The organism is Pseudomonas sp. MF6776 (assembly GCF_016613125.1).
In the GTDB taxonomy this organism is placed as follows: Bacteria; Pseudomonadota; Gammaproteobacteria; order Pseudomonadales; family Pseudomonadaceae; genus Aquipseudomonas; species Aquipseudomonas iridis.
The window spans coordinates 194,849-212,706 of the sequence record NZ_JAENSQ010000007.1 but is presented as its reverse complement, the minus strand read 5'-3'; the positions used below and the strand labels follow the sequence as shown (position 1 = coordinate 212,706).

The 17,858-nt window shown below is 58.4% G+C and carries 14 protein-coding genes; 4 read left to right on the top strand and 10 right to left on the bottom strand.

What is annotated here, in order from left to right:
• Positions 1-23 precede the first annotated feature (23 nt).
• The gene (locus tag JJD74_RS11115) at positions 24-2,615 is read right to left on the bottom strand and encodes a glycosyltransferase (RefSeq protein WP_047299902.1); all 2,592 of its coding nucleotides are present in this window, start codon (positions 2,613-2,615) and stop codon (positions 24-26) included.
• Between the two features lie 214 nt (positions 2,616-2,829).
• On the opposite strand from JJD74_RS11115, the gene tcdA reads away from it, so the two are divergent.
• Positions 2,830-3,648 (top strand): tRNA cyclic N6-threonylcarbamoyladenosine(37) synthase TcdA, encoded by an 819-nt coding sequence (gene tcdA, locus JJD74_RS11110; protein ID WP_200613729.1) that lies wholly within the window; start codon positions 2,830-2,832, stop codon positions 3,646-3,648.
• Positions 3,649-3,736: 88 nt separating this feature from the next.
• On the opposite strand, the gene JJD74_RS11105 is transcribed toward tcdA, so the two are convergent.
• The 4 genes from JJD74_RS11105 to JJD74_RS11090 form a co-directional block, all read right to left on the bottom strand.
• Positions 3,737-4,141 carry a SufE family protein gene (locus tag JJD74_RS11105; RefSeq protein WP_042557866.1) on the bottom strand — a complete coding sequence of 135 codons (405 nt, stop codon included), beginning with the start codon at positions 4,139-4,141 and terminating at the stop codon, positions 3,737-3,739.
• Positions 4,138-5,343 (bottom strand): aminotransferase class V-fold PLP-dependent enzyme, encoded by a 1,206-nt coding sequence (locus JJD74_RS11100; protein WP_042557867.1) that lies wholly within the window; start codon positions 5,341-5,343, stop codon positions 4,138-4,140. Before JJD74_RS11100 ends, JJD74_RS11105 begins: the two co-directional genes overlap by 4 nt.
• 107 nt (positions 5,344-5,450) lie before the next feature.
• A complete protein-coding gene (dapD, locus tag JJD74_RS11095; protein ID WP_003222105.1) occupies positions 5,451-6,485 on the bottom strand; it encodes a 2,3,4,5-tetrahydropyridine-2,6-dicarboxylate N-succinyltransferase in 1,035 nt (344 codons plus the stop codon).
• 31 nt (positions 6,486-6,516) lie between these two features.
• A complete protein-coding gene (locus tag JJD74_RS11090) occupies positions 6,517-6,879 on the bottom strand; it encodes an ArsC family reductase (RefSeq protein ID WP_042557868.1) in 363 nt (120 codons plus the stop codon).
• 288 nt (positions 6,880-7,167) lie between these two features.
• Between JJD74_RS11090 and JJD74_RS11085 the strand changes: the two genes are divergently transcribed.
• Positions 7,168-8,799: a Na+/H+ antiporter gene (locus JJD74_RS11085; protein WP_200613725.1), complete on the top strand. Its 1,632-nt coding sequence runs from the start codon at positions 7,168-7,170 to the stop codon at positions 8,797-8,799.
• Positions 8,800-8,823: 24 nt separating this feature from the next.
• Here the strand turns inward: JJD74_RS11085 and JJD74_RS11080 are convergent, their stop codons facing one another.
• From JJD74_RS11080 to map, 5 genes are all read right to left on the bottom strand, one after another.
• Positions 8,824-9,564 (bottom strand): M12 family metallopeptidase, encoded by a 741-nt coding sequence (locus JJD74_RS11080; protein WP_200613722.1) that lies wholly within the window; start codon positions 9,562-9,564, stop codon positions 8,824-8,826.
• A gap of 202 nt (positions 9,565-9,766) precedes the next feature.
• On the bottom strand, positions 9,767-10,489 hold the full coding sequence (locus tag JJD74_RS11075; RefSeq protein WP_325166979.1) for a M12 family metallopeptidase: 723 nt from the start codon (positions 10,487-10,489) through the stop codon (positions 9,767-9,769).
• 257 nt (positions 10,490-10,746) lie between these two features.
• A complete protein-coding gene (dapC, locus tag JJD74_RS11070; protein ID WP_200613719.1) occupies positions 10,747-11,946 on the bottom strand; it encodes a succinyldiaminopimelate transaminase in 1,200 nt (399 codons plus the stop codon).
• A gap of 43 nt (positions 11,947-11,989) precedes the next feature.
• On the bottom strand, positions 11,990-14,692 hold the full coding sequence (locus tag JJD74_RS11065) for a [protein-PII] uridylyltransferase (protein WP_047299908.1): 2,703 nt from the start codon (positions 14,690-14,692) through the stop codon (positions 11,990-11,992).
• Positions 14,693-14,732: 40 nt separating this feature from the next.
• Positions 14,733-15,515, bottom strand: coding sequence for a type I methionyl aminopeptidase (gene map, locus JJD74_RS11060; RefSeq protein WP_042557873.1), 783 nt, complete (start codon positions 15,513-15,515; stop codon positions 14,733-14,735).
• A 375-nt stretch (positions 15,516-15,890) separates the two neighbouring features.
• Between map and rpsB the strand changes: the two genes are divergently transcribed.
• Positions 15,891-16,631: a 30S ribosomal protein S2 gene (gene rpsB, locus JJD74_RS11055; RefSeq protein ID WP_042557874.1), complete on the top strand. Its 741-nt coding sequence runs from the start codon at positions 15,891-15,893 to the stop codon at positions 16,629-16,631.
• 192 nt (positions 16,632-16,823) lie between these two features.
• A complete protein-coding gene (gene tsf / locus JJD74_RS11050) occupies positions 16,824-17,687 on the top strand; it encodes a translation elongation factor Ts (protein ID WP_042557875.1) in 864 nt (287 codons plus the stop codon).
• The last annotated feature ends 171 nt before the right edge of the window (positions 17,688-17,858 follow it).

Genomic DNA, 17,858 nt, shown 5'->3' with positions numbered 1-17,858 from the left:
CCGTTTAGTGCATCGACAAGGAATTAGACGGCCGGTGCCGGCTCAGGCGCCGCCGCCGGTTTTGGCAGCGACGACAGGAACGCCATGATCAACGCCGCCAGATACGGCAGCGACTGCACCAGCAACATGACCACCCAGAAACGCATGTCGTTGCTCGGCATGCCGTTGACCAGATAGATCCCCAGCGCCGCGCCCCACAACAGCAGCATGATGAACAGCTCTTCGCGTGCTTCGGAGATCGCCACCCAGAAACCGTGGTTATCAGCGTTTTTCGGCGTGCGGAAGAACGGAATGCTGCTGGTGAAGAAACCGTACAACACCGCTTTGGCGATGGTGTGCGACAACGCCAGGCCGGCCAGCGCGGCGCAGAACGCATCCTTGAGGTTCACGCCAACGGCGCGACGGTACAGGAAGATGATCTTGCCAACCTTGAACACAAACAGCGCCAACGGCGGGATCGCGAAAATCAGCAGCGGCGGATCGACCCGTTGCGGCACGATGATCATCGCCGCCGACCACAGCAGCGCGCCGACGGTGAAGAAGATGTTCATGCCGTCCGCGACCCACGGCAACCAGCCCGCAAGGAAGTGGTAGCGCTGACCGCGAGTCAATTCGGTGTCCTTGCCGCGCAGCAGGCTGCCGGTGTGGCGCTTGATGATCTGAATCGCACCGTAGGCCCAGCGGAAGCGCTGCTTCTTGAAGTCGATGAACGTATCCGGCATCAGGCCCTTGCCATAGCTGTCGTGGTAATACGCCGCCGACAGGCCTTTTTCGAATACGCGCAGACCGAGTTCGGCATCCTCGCAGATACACCAGTCGGCCCAGCCCAACTCTTCCAGAACCGAACGGCGAGTCATGGTCATGGTGCCGTGCTGGATGATCGCGTCGCGGTCGTTGCGGGTGACCATGCCGATATGGAAGAAGCCTTTGTACTCGGCGTAGCAGAGCTTCTTGAAGGTGCTTTCGTTCTGGTCGCGGTAATCCTGCGGCGACTGCACCACGGCGATTTTCGGGTCGGCGAAGTGCGGCACCATGTGCTTGAGCCAGTTCGGCGCCACGCAGTAGTCCGAGTCGATAACCGCGATCACTTCGGCATCCTTGGCGGTGTGCGGAAGCAGGTAATTCAGCGCGCCGCCCTTGAAGCCGGCCAATGGCGAAACGTGGAAGAACTTGAAGCGCGGGCCGAGGGTTTCGCAGTAGTCGCGCACCGGCTCCCACACTGCCGGGTCCTTGGTGTTGTTGTCGATGATCAGGACTTCGTAGTCCGGGTAATCGAGGGCAGCCAAGGCGTCGAGTGTCTGTTTGACCATCTCCGGCGGCTCGTTGTAGCACGGCACATGGATCGACACTTTCGGGCGGTAGTCCGAATCACCAACGACCGGCAGGAATTCGCGTCGACGTTTGTGAATCCACACCGCTTCGGCCAGTTCATGGGCCTCGGTGAGTAACACGATGAACACCCCGAACGCACCGAGCGCCAGCAGGAAACCCACCGTCAGACTGAACCACGTGCTGTATTGCAGGCTGTAGTCGTAACCGATCCACACCAGCACCGATCCGCAAAGGAAGGCGATAAAGGTCAGGAAGACGCGTCCGCGCTGGCGCAGCGCCGAGCCATCGATCATCAGCAACGTCAGCGACAACAGCGCCAGCACCACCGAACCGACTGCCAGCACGCGCCATTGCGGGATCGCTACCACCGGGCCTTCGAAATTGAATTTCTGCTGACGCGCGGCGTTGAAAACGCCCCAGTAGGCGCCGACCGAACCTTCGTCGCTGGCCTTCCACGGCTGGTCGAACGCTTCGATCACGAAGTAGTTGAAGCCCTGGCGATTGAGCTTGTTGACCAGCGTGCGCAGGTAGATCGCCTGATCCGCCGGCGACGCATCAGCGCCACCGCGCATGCGACCGTTGCTCGGCCAGCCGATTTCAGACAGCAGCAACGGTTTTTTCGGGAACATCTTCTTCAGGTCGCGGGCACGGTCGAAGACGAACTGGCCGGCCTTGTCGACCGGGATGAATTCCCAGTAAGGCAGAACGTGCGCGGCGATCAGGTCAACGTGCTTGGCCAGTTCCGGGTGTTCTTCCCAGACGTGCCACTGTTCGGACGTGGTGACCGGCACTTTCACCGCAGCACGAACCCGGTCGAGCAATACGCTGAGTTGTTCAGCGGTGATTTCCTTACGGAAGATCGCCTCGTTACCGACCACCACGCGCACCACACTGCGCGACGTGTTGGCCAGTTCGATGGCGCGAGTGATTTCGCGCTCGTTGCGCTCCTGATCAGGGCTGATCCAGATCCCCAGAGTCACGCGCAGACCGAACTCTTCAGCCAGTTTCGGAATGTCTTGCAGGGAGCCGTCGACCGAGTAGATGCGGATGTTATCCGTCAACTTGCTCATGATCTCGAGGTCGCGGCGCATCTCGTCGTCAGACGGATACTGGTCCTTCTGTGGGTACTGGCCCTGCTGGAACGGCGAATAAGAGAAACCGGAGATCTGTTCCGGCCAGTTGGGCGCGGAGACCGGGCGATTGATCAGCGCCCAGAAACCAGTGAACAGGGCGGCGATTGCCAGAACCACCACCAGGTTGAGACCAAATTTACGCGATGACATAGCTGTTTCGGGTTCCAAAGGCTGTGGAACGAAGGATCGGTAGGCTATACGCCAAAGGGGCGCGCATCCTACACCGGTAGTTCGCCAGTCGTACAACGGACGGGGAAATTACTCACATTGGGCAAGTGCCGTTGACTTAAGTTCTTACACTTGTCGCTTGAAGCTTAAAACTTGTGGCTGCGTAGCCCTATAATGCGCGCCGGTTTTTGGGGTAATGGTCATGAGTACAGAAGATCCGCGGTTTGCAGGCATCGCCCGTTTGTATGGCATCGAAGGCATGGAGCGCTTGTGCGCGGCCCATGTGGCGATCGTCGGCGTTGGTGGCGTCGGTTCCTGGGCGGCGGAAGCCATTGCGCGCTGTGGCGTGGGCGAGATTTCGCTGTTCGACCTCGATGATGTCTGCGTCAGCAACGCCAACCGCCAGTTGCACGCGCTGGACAGCACCGTCGGCAAACCCAAGGTCGAGGTGATGGCCGAGCGTCTGCGCGGGATCAACCCCGACTGCACGGTGCACGCCGTGGCGGATTTCGTCACCCGCGAGACCATGGCCGAATACATCACGCCGAACATCGACTGCGTGATCGACTGCATCGACGCGGTCAACGCCAAAGCGGCGCTGATCGCCTGGTGCAAGCGCCGCAAGATTCAAATCATCACCACCGGTGGCGCGGGTGGGCAGATTGATCCGACGCTGATTCAGGTCTGTGACCTCAACCGCACATTCAACGATCCGCTGGCTTCGAAAGTGCGCTCGACATTGCGCCGTGATTACGGTTTCTCGCGCACCGTGACCCGTCATTACAGCGTGCCGTGCGTGTTCTCCACCGAACAACTGCGCTATCCGAAACCGGACGGCAGCATTTGTTTGCAGAAAAGTTTTGTCGGCGACGGTGTGAAGCTGGACTGCGCGGGCGGGTTTGGCGCGGTGATGATGGTCACGGCGACGTTCGGGATGGTTGCGGCGACCAAGGCGGTGGACAAGATTGTGGCGGGTGTTCGGCGCCCGGCGGAGCGGGTCAAACCTCAGGTTTGAGATTGCCAGTGATGGCCCCTTCGCGAGCAGGCTCGCTCCCACACTGGAATGCGTTCACATGTGGGAGCGAGCCTGCTCGCGAAGGCGATCAACCTGCCAACTCATTCATTCGCTTGAGCACAGCATTCAGGCCATTACTGCGCGACGGCGACAACTGTCGCGACAGCCCCAACTGACTGAACCAGTCCGGCAAATCCACTTGCTGCAACTCATTAGCGGTCAGGCCATTGACTCGCAACAGCAGCAACGCCACCAATCCACGAATCATCCGTGCATCGCTGCTCGCTGCGAACTGCCAGTGGCCATCCTGTAACGCGCCGACCAGCCACACCTGGCTTTCACAGCCATGTACCCGGTTGGCGTCGCACTTGTCTGCGTCATTCAACGGCGGCAGACGATCACCAAACTGCATCAACAACCGCGCCCGCTGTTCCCAACCGGCGGCATTCTGAAACGTTTGCAGCGCCTCGGCAGCCTCTACCGGCAAGCTCATCGCAACAACTCCAGCGCCTGATCCAGCGCTTCAAAGAACCGTTCCAGATCCTCGGAATCGTTGTACAGCGCCAGCGACACCCGAATCGCCCCTGCCAACTCGAAACGCTTCAGCAGTGGCATCGCGCAGTGATGACCCGCGCGCACGGCAATGCCTTGCTCGGTCAGCAGGTGCGCGAGATCCGCGTTGTGCACGCCTTCTACGACAAAACTGGCCAGCGCCAGTTGCGGTTTGCCCAGCAGGCGAATGCCGTTACGCGCCGCGAGGCCACGCAACAGATAGTCATGCAATGCCGCTTCGTGCGCCGATACCGCGTCCTGATCCAGCCCGGCCAGATAGTCGAGGGTCGCACCGAGGCCGATCACGCTGGCAATCGGCGGCGTGCCCGCCTCAAAACCCAGCGGAGCAGGGCGGAAGCGTGCGTCGTGATAGTTGGCTTCCAGGACCATTTCGCCACCGAACTGCCACGGCTTCAGCTGTTCGAGCGCAGTGTTGCGCCCAAATAGCACGCCGAGGCCATCGGGGCCGTACAGCTTGTGACTGGAAAACACGTAGAAGTCGCAACCCAGTGCCTGCACGTCATGCCGACCGTGAACCACACCTTGCGCGCCATCGACCACGGTCAGCGCGTTGTGCGCCTTGGCCATGCCCAGCAGCGCCGGCAAGGGTTGCCAGGCGCCGAGCACGTTGGACAACTGACTGACCGCCAGCAAGCGCGTACGCGGGCCGATCAGGTGCACAGCGGCGGCGAGGTCGATCAAACCGTCGGCGTCCAGTGGCAGGATCACCAGTTTCAGTTGACGACGTTGTGCCAGTTGCTGCCACGGCAGCAGGTTGGCGTGATGCTCCAGGGCGCTGATGACAATTTCATCGCCCGGCTGGAAAAGATGTTCCAGGCCATAAGCCAGGAGATTCAGCGCGCTGGTGGCGCCGTGGGTAAAGATGATCTGTCCGCTGTCACCGGCATTGAGCCATTGCGCAACTTTCAGCCGACTGTCTTCGAACGCCTGGGTGGCATGGGCCCCGGGCAAGTGTTGTGCGCGGTGCACATTGGCCGCGCCGTTGGCGTAGTAATGCGTCAGCGCGTCGAGCAGGGCTTGGGGTTTTTGGGTGGTGGCGGCGTTATCCAGATAGGTCTGGTCTTGCCGTTGCAGGGCGGCGATGGCCGGGAAATCGGCGCGCCAGGGAGAAGGAATCATCATGGGTTATACGCCTGACCCTGTGGGAGCGAGCTTGCTCGCGAAGCTTTTGGCGACTTCAAGGACGCCTTCGCGAGCAAGCTCGCTCCCACAGGTGATCAATGTGCTGCTTAGTTGTGAGCGTGCAGCGCTTCGTTCAGCTCGATCGCCGATTTGTGGGTTTTGCATTCCACCGCACCGGTTTCCGAATTGCGACGGAACAGCAGGTCAGTCTGGCCGGCCAGTTCACGGGCCTTCACAACTTTAACCAGATTATTGTGCTCATCCAGCAGCGCGACTTTGGTGCCGGCGGTCACGTACAGGCCCGACTCGACGGTGTTGCGGTCGCCCAACGGAATACCGATACCGGCGTTGGCGCCGATCAGGCAGCCTTCGCCAACCTTGATCACGATGTTGCCGCCGCCCGACAGGGTGCCCATGGTCGAGCAACCGCCGCCCAGGTCCGAACCCTTGCCGACGAAGACGCCAGCCGACACGCGGCCTTCGATCATGCCCGGGCCTTCGGTGCCGGCGTTGAAGTTGATGAAACCTTCGTGCATCACGGTGGTGCCTTCGCCCACGTAAGCGCCCAGACGCAGACGCGCGGCGTCAGCGATACGCACGCCGGCCGGTACCACGTAGTCGGTCATTTTCGGGAACTTGTCCACCGAGAACACTTCCAGCAACTCGCCACGCAGACGCGCTTCGAGTTGCATTTCCGCCAGCTCGCTCAGGTCGATTGCGCCCTGGCTGGTCCATGCAACGTTCGGCAGCAGCGGGAAGATCCCGGCCAGGCTCACGCCGTGCGGCTTGACCAGACGGTGCGACAGCAGATGCAGCTTCAAGTACGCCTCTGGCGTGGAAGTCAGTTGCGCGTCTTCAGCCAGCAAAGTGGCGACCAGTGGCTTGTGGCTCTCGGCCAGACGGGTCAGCAGTTTGCCTTGAACAGCGTCGATACCTTTGACTGCTTCAGCCAGTTGCGCCGCTTGTGCGGTGGTGAAGGTGATGGCCTGGTTGCCTTCGGTGTAACCGAGGATCGGCGCAACAGCAGCGACCAGTTCGGCCGAAGGGTTGAGCAGTGGCTGTGCGTAAAACACTTCGAGCCAGGCGCCCTGACGGTTTTGCGTGCCGACACCGAAGGCGATGCTGAACAGAGAGTTGGACATGTGAATACCTCTACAAAGAGTGACGGGCTGCTTACTTCAGAGCGGCCGCGTAGATATCTGGCTTGAAGCCAATCAGGGTTCGGTCACCGAGATCGAGCACCGGGCGCTTGATCATCGAGGGTTGGGCGAGCATCAGTTCGATGGCTTTTGCTTGGTCGAGATCGGCTTTACGTTCGTCGTCGAGTTTGCGAAAGGTCGTGCCTGCGCGGTTCAACACCGTTTGCCAGCCGTGCTCGTCACACCATTGGGTCAGGTGTTCACGGTCGATACCGGCGGTTTTGTAGTCGTGAAAGTCATAGGCGACAGCGTGTTCATCAAGCCAGGTGCGCGCCTTTTTCATGGTGTCGCAGGCTTTGATGCCGAAAAGGTGCAACGTTTTACTTGAAACGGTCAAGGAATTGCCCCCTTTACAGGTGCTGGAAAAAAATGGTGTCGGATTATGCCATGACCAAAGGGTTTCGGGCGCCCGGCTTCATTACCCTGCACCAAATCCCTGCAGGAGCTGTCGAGTGAAGCGAGGCCGCGATCTTTTGATTCTGTTTTTAAACATCAAAAGATCGCAGCGTGCCGCAGCTCCTGCACGGGGATCAGTGTCGGCGTGCGACATAGGTGCAACGGTCAGGCGCAGCCTAAACGGCTAATATGGCAGTTCAACGCTGTCGATTGTCCGAGATTTTGATTTATGCAATCCGCTTACACCGTCCTGATCCTGCTGATGCTGGTCAGCGTTTCGCGTCTGGTCGGACGGGTTATCCCACTGCCGCTGCCACTTGTGCAAATTGCTGCCGGCGCCTTGCTGGCCTGGCCGACCCTTGGTTTGCACGTGGCGCTGGATCCCGAGTTGTTTCTGTTCCTGTTCCTGCCGCCGCTGCTGTTCTCCGACGGCTGGCGCATGCCCAAACGCGAACTCTGGCACCTGCGTGGCCCGATCCTGACACTGGCTGTGGGGCTGGTGCTGTTCACGGTGGTCGGCGCCGGGTACTTCATTCACTGGTTATTGCCGACGATTCCGCTGCCGGTGGCGTTCGCGTTGGCGGCAGTGCTGTCGCCGACTGATGCCGTGGCCGTCTCGGCGATCTCGCAAAACCGCTTGCCGACCCCCTTGATGCACATGCTGCAAGGCGAGGCGCTGATGAACGATGCGTCGGGCCTGGTGACGTTCAAGTTTGCTTTGGCCGCTGCGGTAACGGGCGTGTTCTCGCTGGCCACCGCCAGTTTGACGTTTGTATTGGTGGCGGTCGGCGGCCTGGCCGTTGGTGTGGCGCTGAGTTGGCTGGTCGGGCGTTTGCGGTCGTGGATGATCGCTCGCGGGTGGGATGATCCGGCGACCCACGTGGTCTTCATGTTGCTGCTGCCGTTTGCGGCTTATGTGTTGGCTGAACGGCTTGGCGCCTCGGGCATTCTGTCGGCGGTGGCGGCGGGGATGATGCAGAGCTGGCTCGATCTGCTGCCGCGCCAGACCAGCACACGATTGCTCAATCGCAGCGTTTGGTCGCTGCTGGAATTCGCTTTCAATGGCTTGATTTTCCTTCTGCTCGGTCTGCAATTGCCGGACATCATCAAAGCGGTGGTCAGCCATGAACCGACGTTGTGGCCGGCGTTGTTTTACCGCTGCCTCGATGTGATCGCGATTTTCCTCGCGCTGGTGCTGTTGCGGTTTATCTGGGTACAGAGCATCTGGCGCTTATCGGTGTTGTTACGGCGGTTGCGTGGTAAAGGTGCGCTGACGCAAGTGCCGACTGCGCGATCCTGCTGGCTGCTGACCGTCGGCGGCGTGCGCGGTGCGGTGACACTGGCGGGTGTGATGTCGGTGCCAATGTTGATGGGGGCGGACGCCTTTCCCGAGCGTGATCTGCTGATCTTTATTGCTGCGGGGGTGATCCTGTTGTCGCTGGTGTCGGCGTGCATCGCCTTGCCGTTGTTGCTGCGCGGCATCGAAAAAAGCCCTGATGACAAGCGTCGTCAAGAGGTTCGCGATGCCTGGCGCAAGACGGCCGAGGCCGCGATTCATGCGCTCGAAACCGAAGAGGCCAATCAGCAGGACGCCGCGCAAGCTGCGCTGGCGGCGGAACTGAAGGCGCGGATCATGTCCGAATACCGCCATCAACTGGACGTGTTCAACGATTCGGCGGAAGCCCAGGCGCTGGCGTTCCAGATGGATCTGCTGGAACGCCGATTGCGCCTCAAAGCGTTGCGGGCGCAACGACTGGAGTTATATAGCCTCAGCCGTCATCACCAGATTGGCGATGACGTACTGCGAGAAGTGTTGGGTGAACTGGATCTGAGTGAGGCCAATCTGGGGGTAGTGAAGTGAAGGAATCACCCGGTTCGAGTTGGCTTACCTCGGATAAAGTAATTTCATCAGTTGTTTGTCTTTTTTGCTGATCTTGCGGTTGATGGGGACTTCCCAGTCACCCACTGTCAGATCGTTCGCCACCGGGTGATGCATGATCGACCTTTTGTCGTAGGCCGTGTAAATCGCTTCCAGCGTGTCGAAAGGGGTAAACAGGTTGTGGTCGACTTGCGCGGGCGTGAGCGGACCCATTTCGCGATTCTGATAGAACTCGTAGACCTTTGGCTTATCCCAAGGGATTTTCGCCTGCGGGTGCTGGTGTTCATGCATCGCGCCAAGGGCGTGACCAAACTCATGAGTCACGATGACTTCGAAGTCTGGATGATCCGGTTTTACACCCAGGTCCATGGTTCTGTCATCAGGATGAATCAACAACGCGTCGGTGCCGAGCATTGAGCTGTTGAAGTTATTGGTAGTGGCGATGCGTATGTCACCCACGAGGTCATCAACGAACTCGAATTTCAGGTTGATATACGGCAACCATTGACTGGCTGCCTTGATGATTTTGTCTTTGTGATCCGCTTCGAGTTCGTCCATGAAGGCAATCTTCAAGGTGCGGCCGTTTGCCCATAGCTTTGAATAATTAAATACCGAGCGTTTACGGCGGTTGCCGGTAGTTGCGCTTTTCGTCGTGCCGGCATTGGCCGGATTTTCATTGATGGCTGCCGCGTAAGCTTCTTGGTCGTCAGGCCATTGTATAAGTTGGCAATCTGTCAGTTCGTGCATGGTGGATTTCATCCTTGAAATTAAGAGTCGGCAGTTATTCAGATGCTGCGAATAGTGCAATTCAAGACTAGTACTTGGCCGACAGACAAGTGCGTTACACAGTTATATGGGATGTTACTTGGTTTTTGAATGTTTCAAGCAAGTGCGAGCAGGACACCACAGTTGCGCGTCACTTGAAATTGCCGGGTTGGCGCTGACATGCTCAGGCAGGCAACTGCCCATAGTTGAGGGCAGGGTAGATTTTTCTGGCGAAGGCCTTGTCCTTGTCGCTAAGCGTCAAATTGAGGCCAACCGCGTCATTTCCGTAGATCAGGTTGGTAGTTGGGTAATGCATGATCGAGAGTTTGTCGTAGTCGCCGAAGACAGCAGCGTGCGGAGACTCCAGCTCGAAAAGGTTGCTGTCTACGTCCTCCCTTGTCCAGCCATGTTGCTTGCCCAGGAACTCATAGGCCGCTTCCTTGTTCCACGGGATGCGCGCCTCCGGGTGCAAATGGGCGTGGTGGAAGCCCAGGGCGTGGCCAAATTCATGCTGGACCGTGTGGTCGAAAAGCGGTGAGTCCGGCGTGGTGCCCAAAACCATTGTGGGTTCGTTGACATCCACTTTCATTGCGTCGATCCCTATAAACGAATAGCTGTCCTTTCCTTGCAGGGCGATCCGAATCATCCCTGGCACGTTTTCGACCAATTCAAAGGCCAGGCTGACGAAAGGTTCCCACTTCCGGATGCCTAGTTCGATTCGATATTTCAGTTCGTCGGACACGTCATGCATGAAAGAGAACGTAATAGTGCTGGCATTCTCCCAGAACTTGGTTGTGTAACCCAAGGAACGTTTACGGCGCACTGCCGGCGCGTCGTTATGGTTTTCCGGGAGCCGCTCGAAGTTGTCTGTCGGTTTTGCCATTCTTACGAGGTTATAGTTGTGCACGGTCAATATCCTTATTGATTGCCAAAGTGTCGCCTTGATTCAGCTGGCGTCAAAATTTTTATATTTGAGGGTAATAGGGTTTTGGTTTTCGGCAGGCTCGGTTTTAGTAGAAGTTCGCGCGATTAAAGTCGCTCTACAGTGGCCAGCGTTTCAAGGGGGAAATTAGACCGAGCAGGGAGAAGAGTAAATGTGCTCGTTGTAAACGCTTATATCACGACGGTTGATACCCGCACCGGATTGCCCGGTGCGGGCCATGATTACTGTTGGCGAGTAATGAACGCGCGGATCCGCTGTGCCGCCTCAACGCATTCGGCAAGTGGTGCAACCAGCGCCATCCGTACCCGGCCTGCGCCCGGATTGACGCCGTCCACTTCGCGGGACAAGTACGAACCTGGCACTACGGTCACGTGTTCTTCGGCAAACAGGTCACGGCAGAATGCCGCGTCGTCACCTTTCACGTTTGGCCACAAATAAAAGCTGCCATCGGGACGCTGCACGTCCATTACCGGGCTGAGGATTTCCAGTACCGCGTCGAATTTTTCGCGATACAAAGTGCGGTTGGCGCGCACATGTTCTTCGTCATTCCAGGCGGCAACGCTGGCCAGTTGGGTTTGAACCGGCATCGCACAGCCTTGATAGGTGCGATACAGCAGGAAACCCTTGAGGATCTCGGCATCGCCGGCAACGAAGCCGGAACGCAAACCGGGCAGGTTCGAGCGCTTGGACAGGCTATGGAACACCACGCAGCGCTTGAAATCCTTGCGACCCAGTTCGACGCACGCGCTGAGCAGGCCCGGCGGGGGTGTCTGCTCGTCGAAGTAAAGCTCGCTGTAGCACTCGTCGGCGGCGATTACGAAGTCGTGTTCATCCGCCAGGGCGATGAGTTTTTTCAGGGTGTCGACCGGAATCAGCGCGCCTGTCGGGTTACCCGGCGAGCAAAGGAAAAGAATCTGACAGCGCTTCCAGATGTCCGCTGAAACAGCGTCGAAATCAGGGTTGAAGCCGTTATCGTCCAGACAAGGCAGGTAATGTGGCTTGGCGCCGGCCAGGAACGCCGCGCCTTCGTAGATCTGATAGAACGGGTTCGGGCTGACCACCAGCGCATCATCACCACGATTGACCACGGTCTGGGTGAAGGCGAACAGCGCTTCACGGGTGCCATTGACCGGTAACACGTTGCGGGCCGGGTCGATCCAGCCGCTCGGAACGCCGAAGCGGCGTTCGCACCAGCCGGCGATGGCTTCGCGCAGGGCCGGGATGCCGAGCGTGGTTGGATACACCGCCATCTGATCCAGACTGTTTGCCAATGTCTCGGCGACAAAGCTTGGCGAACGGTGTTTCGGCTCACCGATGGACAGCGCGATCGGGCGCTTGTCCGGGTTCGGGGTCGCGGTGCCGAGCAGGGCGCGGAGCTTCTCGAACGGGTAGGGCTGGAGCTGGTTCAGAGCGTTGTTCATCGGTGCGGGGTCTCGTGCAAAGCGGTTAAATCAGGTCGCGCATTCAAATACTGATGCGCGAAAGATTGATATCGGGTTCATGGCTGACGCTCAACTGCTCGACAATCGCATCCTGCAAGCGGCTGCACAGCAGCGGATCGGACAAGGGCTGATTTTTCGCATCAGTAATAAAGAACACGTCCTCCACTCGTTCGCCCAACGTTGCAATCTTGGCGTTTTGCAGCGACAGGTCAAACTCCAGAAAGATGCCGCCGATCCGCGCCAGCAGACCTGGTCGGTCAGGCGCGGTCAATTCCAGTACGGTGACCGGGCGTTGCGCGTCGTTGTGGATAGTGACCTGTGGCGCGAACGCGAAATGCTTGAGCTGGCGCGGCACCCGGCGCTGAATGATCGTCGGGTAGTCGTCCGGATTGCGCAGAGCGTCGGTCAAACCGTCGCGGATCTGCTTGATCCGGACAGGGTTGTCGCCGATGGATTCGCCATCGTTGTCGAGCACGATGTAGGTGTCGAGGGTGAACTGGCTGCTCGAGGTGATAACCCGGGCGTCGTGAATGTTCAGGTTGAGCTGATCCATCGCCGCCACGGTCACCGCGAAGAAGTCGTGCTGATCCGGCGCATAAATGAAGATCTGTGTGCCGCCCTCGAACTCGCGCTGGGTGGTTTCCTTGATCAGTACCAGCGGCCCGCCATCGACGGGTTGCTGGAGGATCGCATCGCTGTGCCAGGCCACGTCGCCGGCGGTGTGGCGCAGGAAATAGTCGTCGCCCAGTTGCGCCCACAATTGTTCGACGTCGTCCGGATCGGTGCCGCCGCGCACGAGGATGTCGAGTGCCGCGCTCTGGGTCTGGCGGATCTGCTCTTCGCGATCCACCGGGTTCTCCAGACCGCGACGCAATGCCCGCTTGGTTTCGGTGTAGAGCTGGCGCAACAGGCTGGCACGCCACGAATTCCACAGCGTCGGGTTGGTCGCGTTGATGTCGGCCACGGTCAGTACGTACAGATAGTCGAGACGGGTTTCATCGCCGACCGCCTGCGCGAAATCGTGGATCACCTGCGGGTCGGACAAGTCCTTGCGCTGGGCGGTGGTCGACATCACCAGGTGGTTCTGCACCAGCCAGACAATCAGGCGGCTATCCCACACTGGCAACTGATGGCGCTGACAGAACGCCTCGGCATCGATCGCGCCGATCTCCGAGTGGTCGCCATGACGGCCCTTGCCGATGTCGTGATACAGGCCTGCGAGATAAATCAGCTCGGGTTTCGGCAGCTTGGCCATGAGCTTGCTGGCCAGCGGGAATTTTTCCGACACCTGGGTGTACTGGAGCTTACGCAGGTGTTTGATCAGGTTCAGCGTGTGTGCATCGACCGTATAGATGTGGAACAGGTCGTGTTGCATCTGCCCGACGATAAAACCGAACTCCGGCAGGTAGCGCCCGAGAATGCCGTAACGGTTCATCCGTCGCAGATTGCGATGAATGCCGATCTTGCATTTGAACAGCTCGATAAACAGGCTGGTGTTGCGGATGTCGTTGCGAAAGTCGTCGTCGATCAGATGACGATGTTCGCGCAGCAAACGAACGGTGTCGGCGCGCACGCCTTTGATTTCCGGCTGCTGGGCCATCAGCACGAATATCTCGAGCATGGCGAATGGGGTGCGGCGGAACACATTGTCGTTGCGCGCTTCGATGTAGCCGTCATGTAGCTGGAAGCGCGAATTGATCGGCTGCGGCGGCGCTTCGTCTTCCGGCGCGAGGATGACTTCCTCGAAGTGCTGGATGATCAGGTCGCTCAACTGGGCGATGCTCATCACCACCCGATAATACTGCTGCATGAAGTTTTCGATGCTGTGCTTGGCGTCATCGCCTTCGAACCCCAGCAACGTCGCAATCGAACGCTGATGATCGAACAGCAGGCGGTCTTCGGAGCGCCCGGCGAGCATGTGCAGGGCGTAGCGCACCTTCCAGAGGAATTCCTGAGAGGACGCGAGCAACGCATTCTCGCTCTCCACCAGAAAACCTTCGCCGGCGAGTGCACGCAAATTCAGCGTGCCGTACTGACGACGGGCAACCCACAGAATCGTCTGAATATCCCGTAGTCCGCCGGGCGAGCCTTTGACGTTGGGTTCCAGGTTGTATTCGGTATCGTTGTACTTGTGGTGGCGAGCTTTCTGCTCGGCGCGTTTGGCCAGGAAAAACTCCTTGGCCGGCCACATGTGCGCAGTGCTGGTGACGTCGAGCATGCGTTGGCGCAAACGCTCGGGGCCGCTGATGGTGCGGCTTTCCATGAGATTGGTGACCACGGTCAGGTCAGCGCGCGCCTCTTGCGCGCATTCGTCCACCGAGCGAACGCTCTGACCGACTTCCAGGCCGATGTCCCACAACAATGTGAGAAAACGCTCGATGGAATCGCGGAAAACCTCGTGGTCGGCGCTGTCCAGCAGGATCAGCAAATCGATGTCCGAGTAAGGGTGCAATTCGCCCCGGCCGTAGCCGCCGACCGCGACCAGTGCGATGTCCGCGTCTTCGCTCCAGTTGAACTGCTCCCAGGCCTTTTGCAGGATATTGTCGACGAACCAGGCACGGTCTTCGATCAGCCGACGAATATCACGACCGCTGCGAAAACGTGCGTCGAGCACGTCGCGGGCCTGGCGAATCGCCTTCTTGAAGGCGGCGATGGGGCTCGCTTTCAGGGCCAGCTCAGCCTGGAACTGGCCACGGTCGAAGAGTTCGGGATCCACCTGCGGCATCGATTGGCTTTCCTTCTATAAGGCTGGGAGCGTTTGTGGATCAGGCCGAGATGCGTGGAATGGTGTCATCGGCACGCAGGGTAAAGATCTCGTAGCCGGTGTCGGTGACCAACAGGGTGTGTTCCCACTGGGCCGAGAGCTTGCGGTCCTTGGTGATCGCGGTCCAGCCGTCGCCCAATACCTTGGTGTCGGCCTTGCCCTGATTGATCATCGGCTCGATGGTGAAGGTCATGCCGGCCTTCAGTTCCATGCCAGTACCGGCGCGGCCGTAGTGCAGGATCTGCGGCTCTTCGTGGAACACCTTGCCGATGCCGTGGCCACAGAACTCGCGAACCACCGAGAAGCCGTTCTTTTCCGCGTGTTTCTGGATAACTTCACCGATGTCCCCGAGCCGGCAGCCAGGTTTGACGATCTCGATCGCCTTGTACATGCATTCCTGAGTGATCTGCGACAGACGCTCAGCCCACACCGGCACTTCACCGACATGGAACATGCGGCTGGTATCGCCGTGGTAACCGTCCTTGATCACGGTGACGTCGATGTTCAGGGTGTCGCCGTTTTTCAGCGGCTTGTCATTCGGGATGCCGTGGCAGACGACGTGGTTGATCGAGGTGCAGATCGACTTCGGGTAGCCCTTGTAGTTGAGCGGGGCAGGGATGGCCTGCTGCACGTCGACGATGTAGTCGTGGCAGATCTGGTTCAGTTGATCGGTGGTAACGCCCGGTTTGACGTGTTCGGCAATCATTTCCAGCACATCGGCGGCCAGTTTGCCGGCGACACGCATGCCAGCGATGTCCTCGGGAGTTTTGAGGTTAACGGTCATACAGGCTCTCTTTGCGCTCGGCGGCGCTTGCTGTTACGGATAGGGTGGCAGGTGTGAGTTTTTTGCGACCCTGAAAAACGCGATTCTAACAGACGAGAGGAGCAAATCCGCGCCTGCATGCATCGCTTCTGTCTATACAATGGTGCCCGCGGCGCCGATTCCAAGAGGGCTGAGCCCATGTCCTTGGTGTGATTGCAGATTTCGAGTTCCGTTTCTGCCTTCCTTGTGATATAAAATGCGCCGCTTTCCGGGGATACCCCAAAAGGCTTAAATCCACACACGTGTCGACACGATGACCTGGGTGCTTTTGGCGTTAAGCCACTGGTTGGTCATTGGGATACGTGGAGGCCAAACCCGACTTATTAAGGAACTATCATGTCCCAAGTCAATATGCGCGATATGCTGAAGGCCGGTGTGCACTTCGGTCACCAAACCCGTTACTGGAACCCGAAAATGGGTAAATACATTTTCGGCGCGCGTAACAAGATTCACATCATCAACCTTGAAAAAACCCTGCCAATGTTCAACGAAGCTCTGACTTTCGTAGAGCGTCTGGCCCAGGGCAAAAACAAGATTCTGTTCGTCGGCACCAAGCGTTCCGCTGGCAAGATCGTTGCTGAAGAAGCAGCACGTTGCGGTTCGCCGTACGTCGATCACCGCTGGTTGGGCGGCATGCTGACCAACTTCAAAACCATTCGTGCTTCCATCAAGCGTCTGCGTGACCTTGAAGTTCAAGCCGAAGACGGTACTTTCGCCAAGCTGACCAAGAAAGAAGCGCTGATGCGCACTCGTGATCTTGAGAAGCTGGATCGCTCCCTGGGCGGCATCAAGGACATGGGCGGTCTGCCAGACGCACTGTTCGTGATCGACGTTGACCACGAGCGCATCGCGATCACCGAAGCCAACAAGCTGGGCATCCCGGTAATCGGCGTTGTCGATACCAACAGCAGCCCGGAAGGCGTTGACTACATCATCCCAGGCAACGATGACGCAATCCGCGCTATCCAGCTGTACATGGGTTCGATGGCTGACGCTGTTATCCGTGGTCGCAGCAATGTTGGCGGCGGCACTGTAGAGTTCGCAGCTGAAGAAGCTCCGGCAGCTGCAGCTGAGTAATTGACGCCCTGGCGTTGACTCAGTAAGCAAAAAGGGGGCTTGGCCCCCTTTTTGCCACCTCGAAAACCATTTGTTAACAGCGCAGCTACAGCATCTGTAACGTGCAGCGGCTAACAAGGGTGTTTCGGGAAGAATTGAACGCCCGTTCGATCGGGTGGAATGGTTGAAAACCTATCCAAGAGGAATTTGAAAATGGCAGAGATTACTGCAGCGTTGGTTAAAGAACTGCGTGAGCGTACTGGCGAAGGCATGATGGATTGCAAAAAGGCCTTGACCAAGGCCGGCGGCGACATCGAAAAAGCCATCGACGACATGCGTGCTTCGGGCGCCATCAAGGCCGCCAAGAAAGCCGGCAACGTCGCTGCTGAAGGCGCGATCGCTCTGGTTGAAGACGGCAAGTCTGCCGTTCTGCTGGAAGTGAACTCGCAGACCGACTTCCTGGCTCTGCAAGACGACTTCAAGGCATTCGTTGCTGCCAGCGTCAAAAAAGCATTCGACGAGAAGCTCACTACCGTTGAGCCTCTGATCGAATCGCAGGAAGCTGATCGCCTGGTACTGGTCGGCAAGGTTGGCGAAAACGTCAACATCCGTCGTCTGGTTCGCGTTGAAGGTGATGTTGTTGGTGGTTACCTGCACGGCAACAAGATCGGTGTTGCAGTTGTTCTGAAAGGCGGCGACGTTGAGCTGGCCAAGGACATCGCTATGCACGTAGCGGCGACCAACCCTGAATTCCTGCTGCCATCGGAAGTTTCCGCTGAAGCGGTTGAGCGTGAGAAGGGCGTTTTCCTGAGCCTGAACGCTGACAAGATCGCTGGCAAGCCAGAAAACATCGTTGAAAACATGATCAAAGGCCGTATCAGCAAGTTCCTGGCTGAAGCGAGCCTGGTTGAGCAGGCGTTCGTCAAGAACCCTGAAATCAAGGTCGGCGACCTGGCCAAGAAAGCCGGTGCTGAAATCGTTTCCTTCACCTACTTCAAAGTAGGCGAAGGCATCGAGAAGCCGGTCGACAACTTCGCTGAAGAAGTTGCTGCCCAGCTGGCTGCCGCCAAGCAGTAAGACGGTTTTCAACTGTCGCCCGAAAGAGGCTGCCCGCTCACGCGCGCAGCCTCTTTTCAGATGGGGTAACCAATTATTTATTGGTTTCCACTTGGAACTGACTTACAAAGCCATGTTCCGATGGCGCTGAAGCAGCGCCAAGCTAGAGTGAACGCCAGCTGAAAACAGCTC

Coding starts and splice junctions, on each gene's coding strand:
- JJD74_RS11115 (WP_047299902.1), bottom strand. CDS start 2,615: ATGTCATCGCGTAAATTTGGTCTCAACCTGGTGGTGGTTCTGGCAATC.
- tcdA (WP_200613729.1), top strand. CDS start 2,830: ATGGTCATGAGTACAGAAGATCCGCGGTTTGCAGGCATCGCCCGTTTG.
- JJD74_RS11105 (WP_042557866.1), bottom strand. CDS start 4,141: ATGAGCTTGCCGGTAGAGGCTGCCGAGGCGCTGCAAACGTTTCAGAAT.
- JJD74_RS11100 (WP_042557867.1), bottom strand. CDS start 5,343: ATGATGATTCCTTCTCCCTGGCGCGCCGATTTCCCGGCCATCGCCGCC.
- dapD (WP_003222105.1), bottom strand. CDS start 6,485: ATGTCCAACTCTCTGTTCAGCATCGCCTTCGGTGTCGGCACGCAAAAC.
- JJD74_RS11085 (WP_200613725.1), top strand. CDS start 7,168: ATGCAATCCGCTTACACCGTCCTGATCCTGCTGATGCTGGTCAGCGTT.
- JJD74_RS11080 (WP_200613722.1), bottom strand. CDS start 9,564: ATGCACGAACTGACAGATTGCCAACTTATACAATGGCCTGACGACCAA.
- dapC (WP_200613719.1), bottom strand. CDS start 11,946: ATGAACAACGCTCTGAACCAGCTCCAGCCCTACCCGTTCGAGAAGCTC.
- JJD74_RS11065 (WP_047299908.1), bottom strand. CDS start 14,692: ATGCCGCAGGTGGATCCCGAACTCTTCGACCGTGGCCAGTTCCAGGCT.
- map (WP_042557873.1), bottom strand. CDS start 15,515: ATGACCGTTAACCTCAAAACTCCCGAGGACATCGCTGGCATGCGTGTC.
- rpsB (WP_042557874.1), top strand. CDS start 15,891: ATGTCCCAAGTCAATATGCGCGATATGCTGAAGGCCGGTGTGCACTTC.
- tsf (WP_042557875.1), top strand. CDS start 16,824: ATGGCAGAGATTACTGCAGCGTTGGTTAAAGAACTGCGTGAGCGTACT.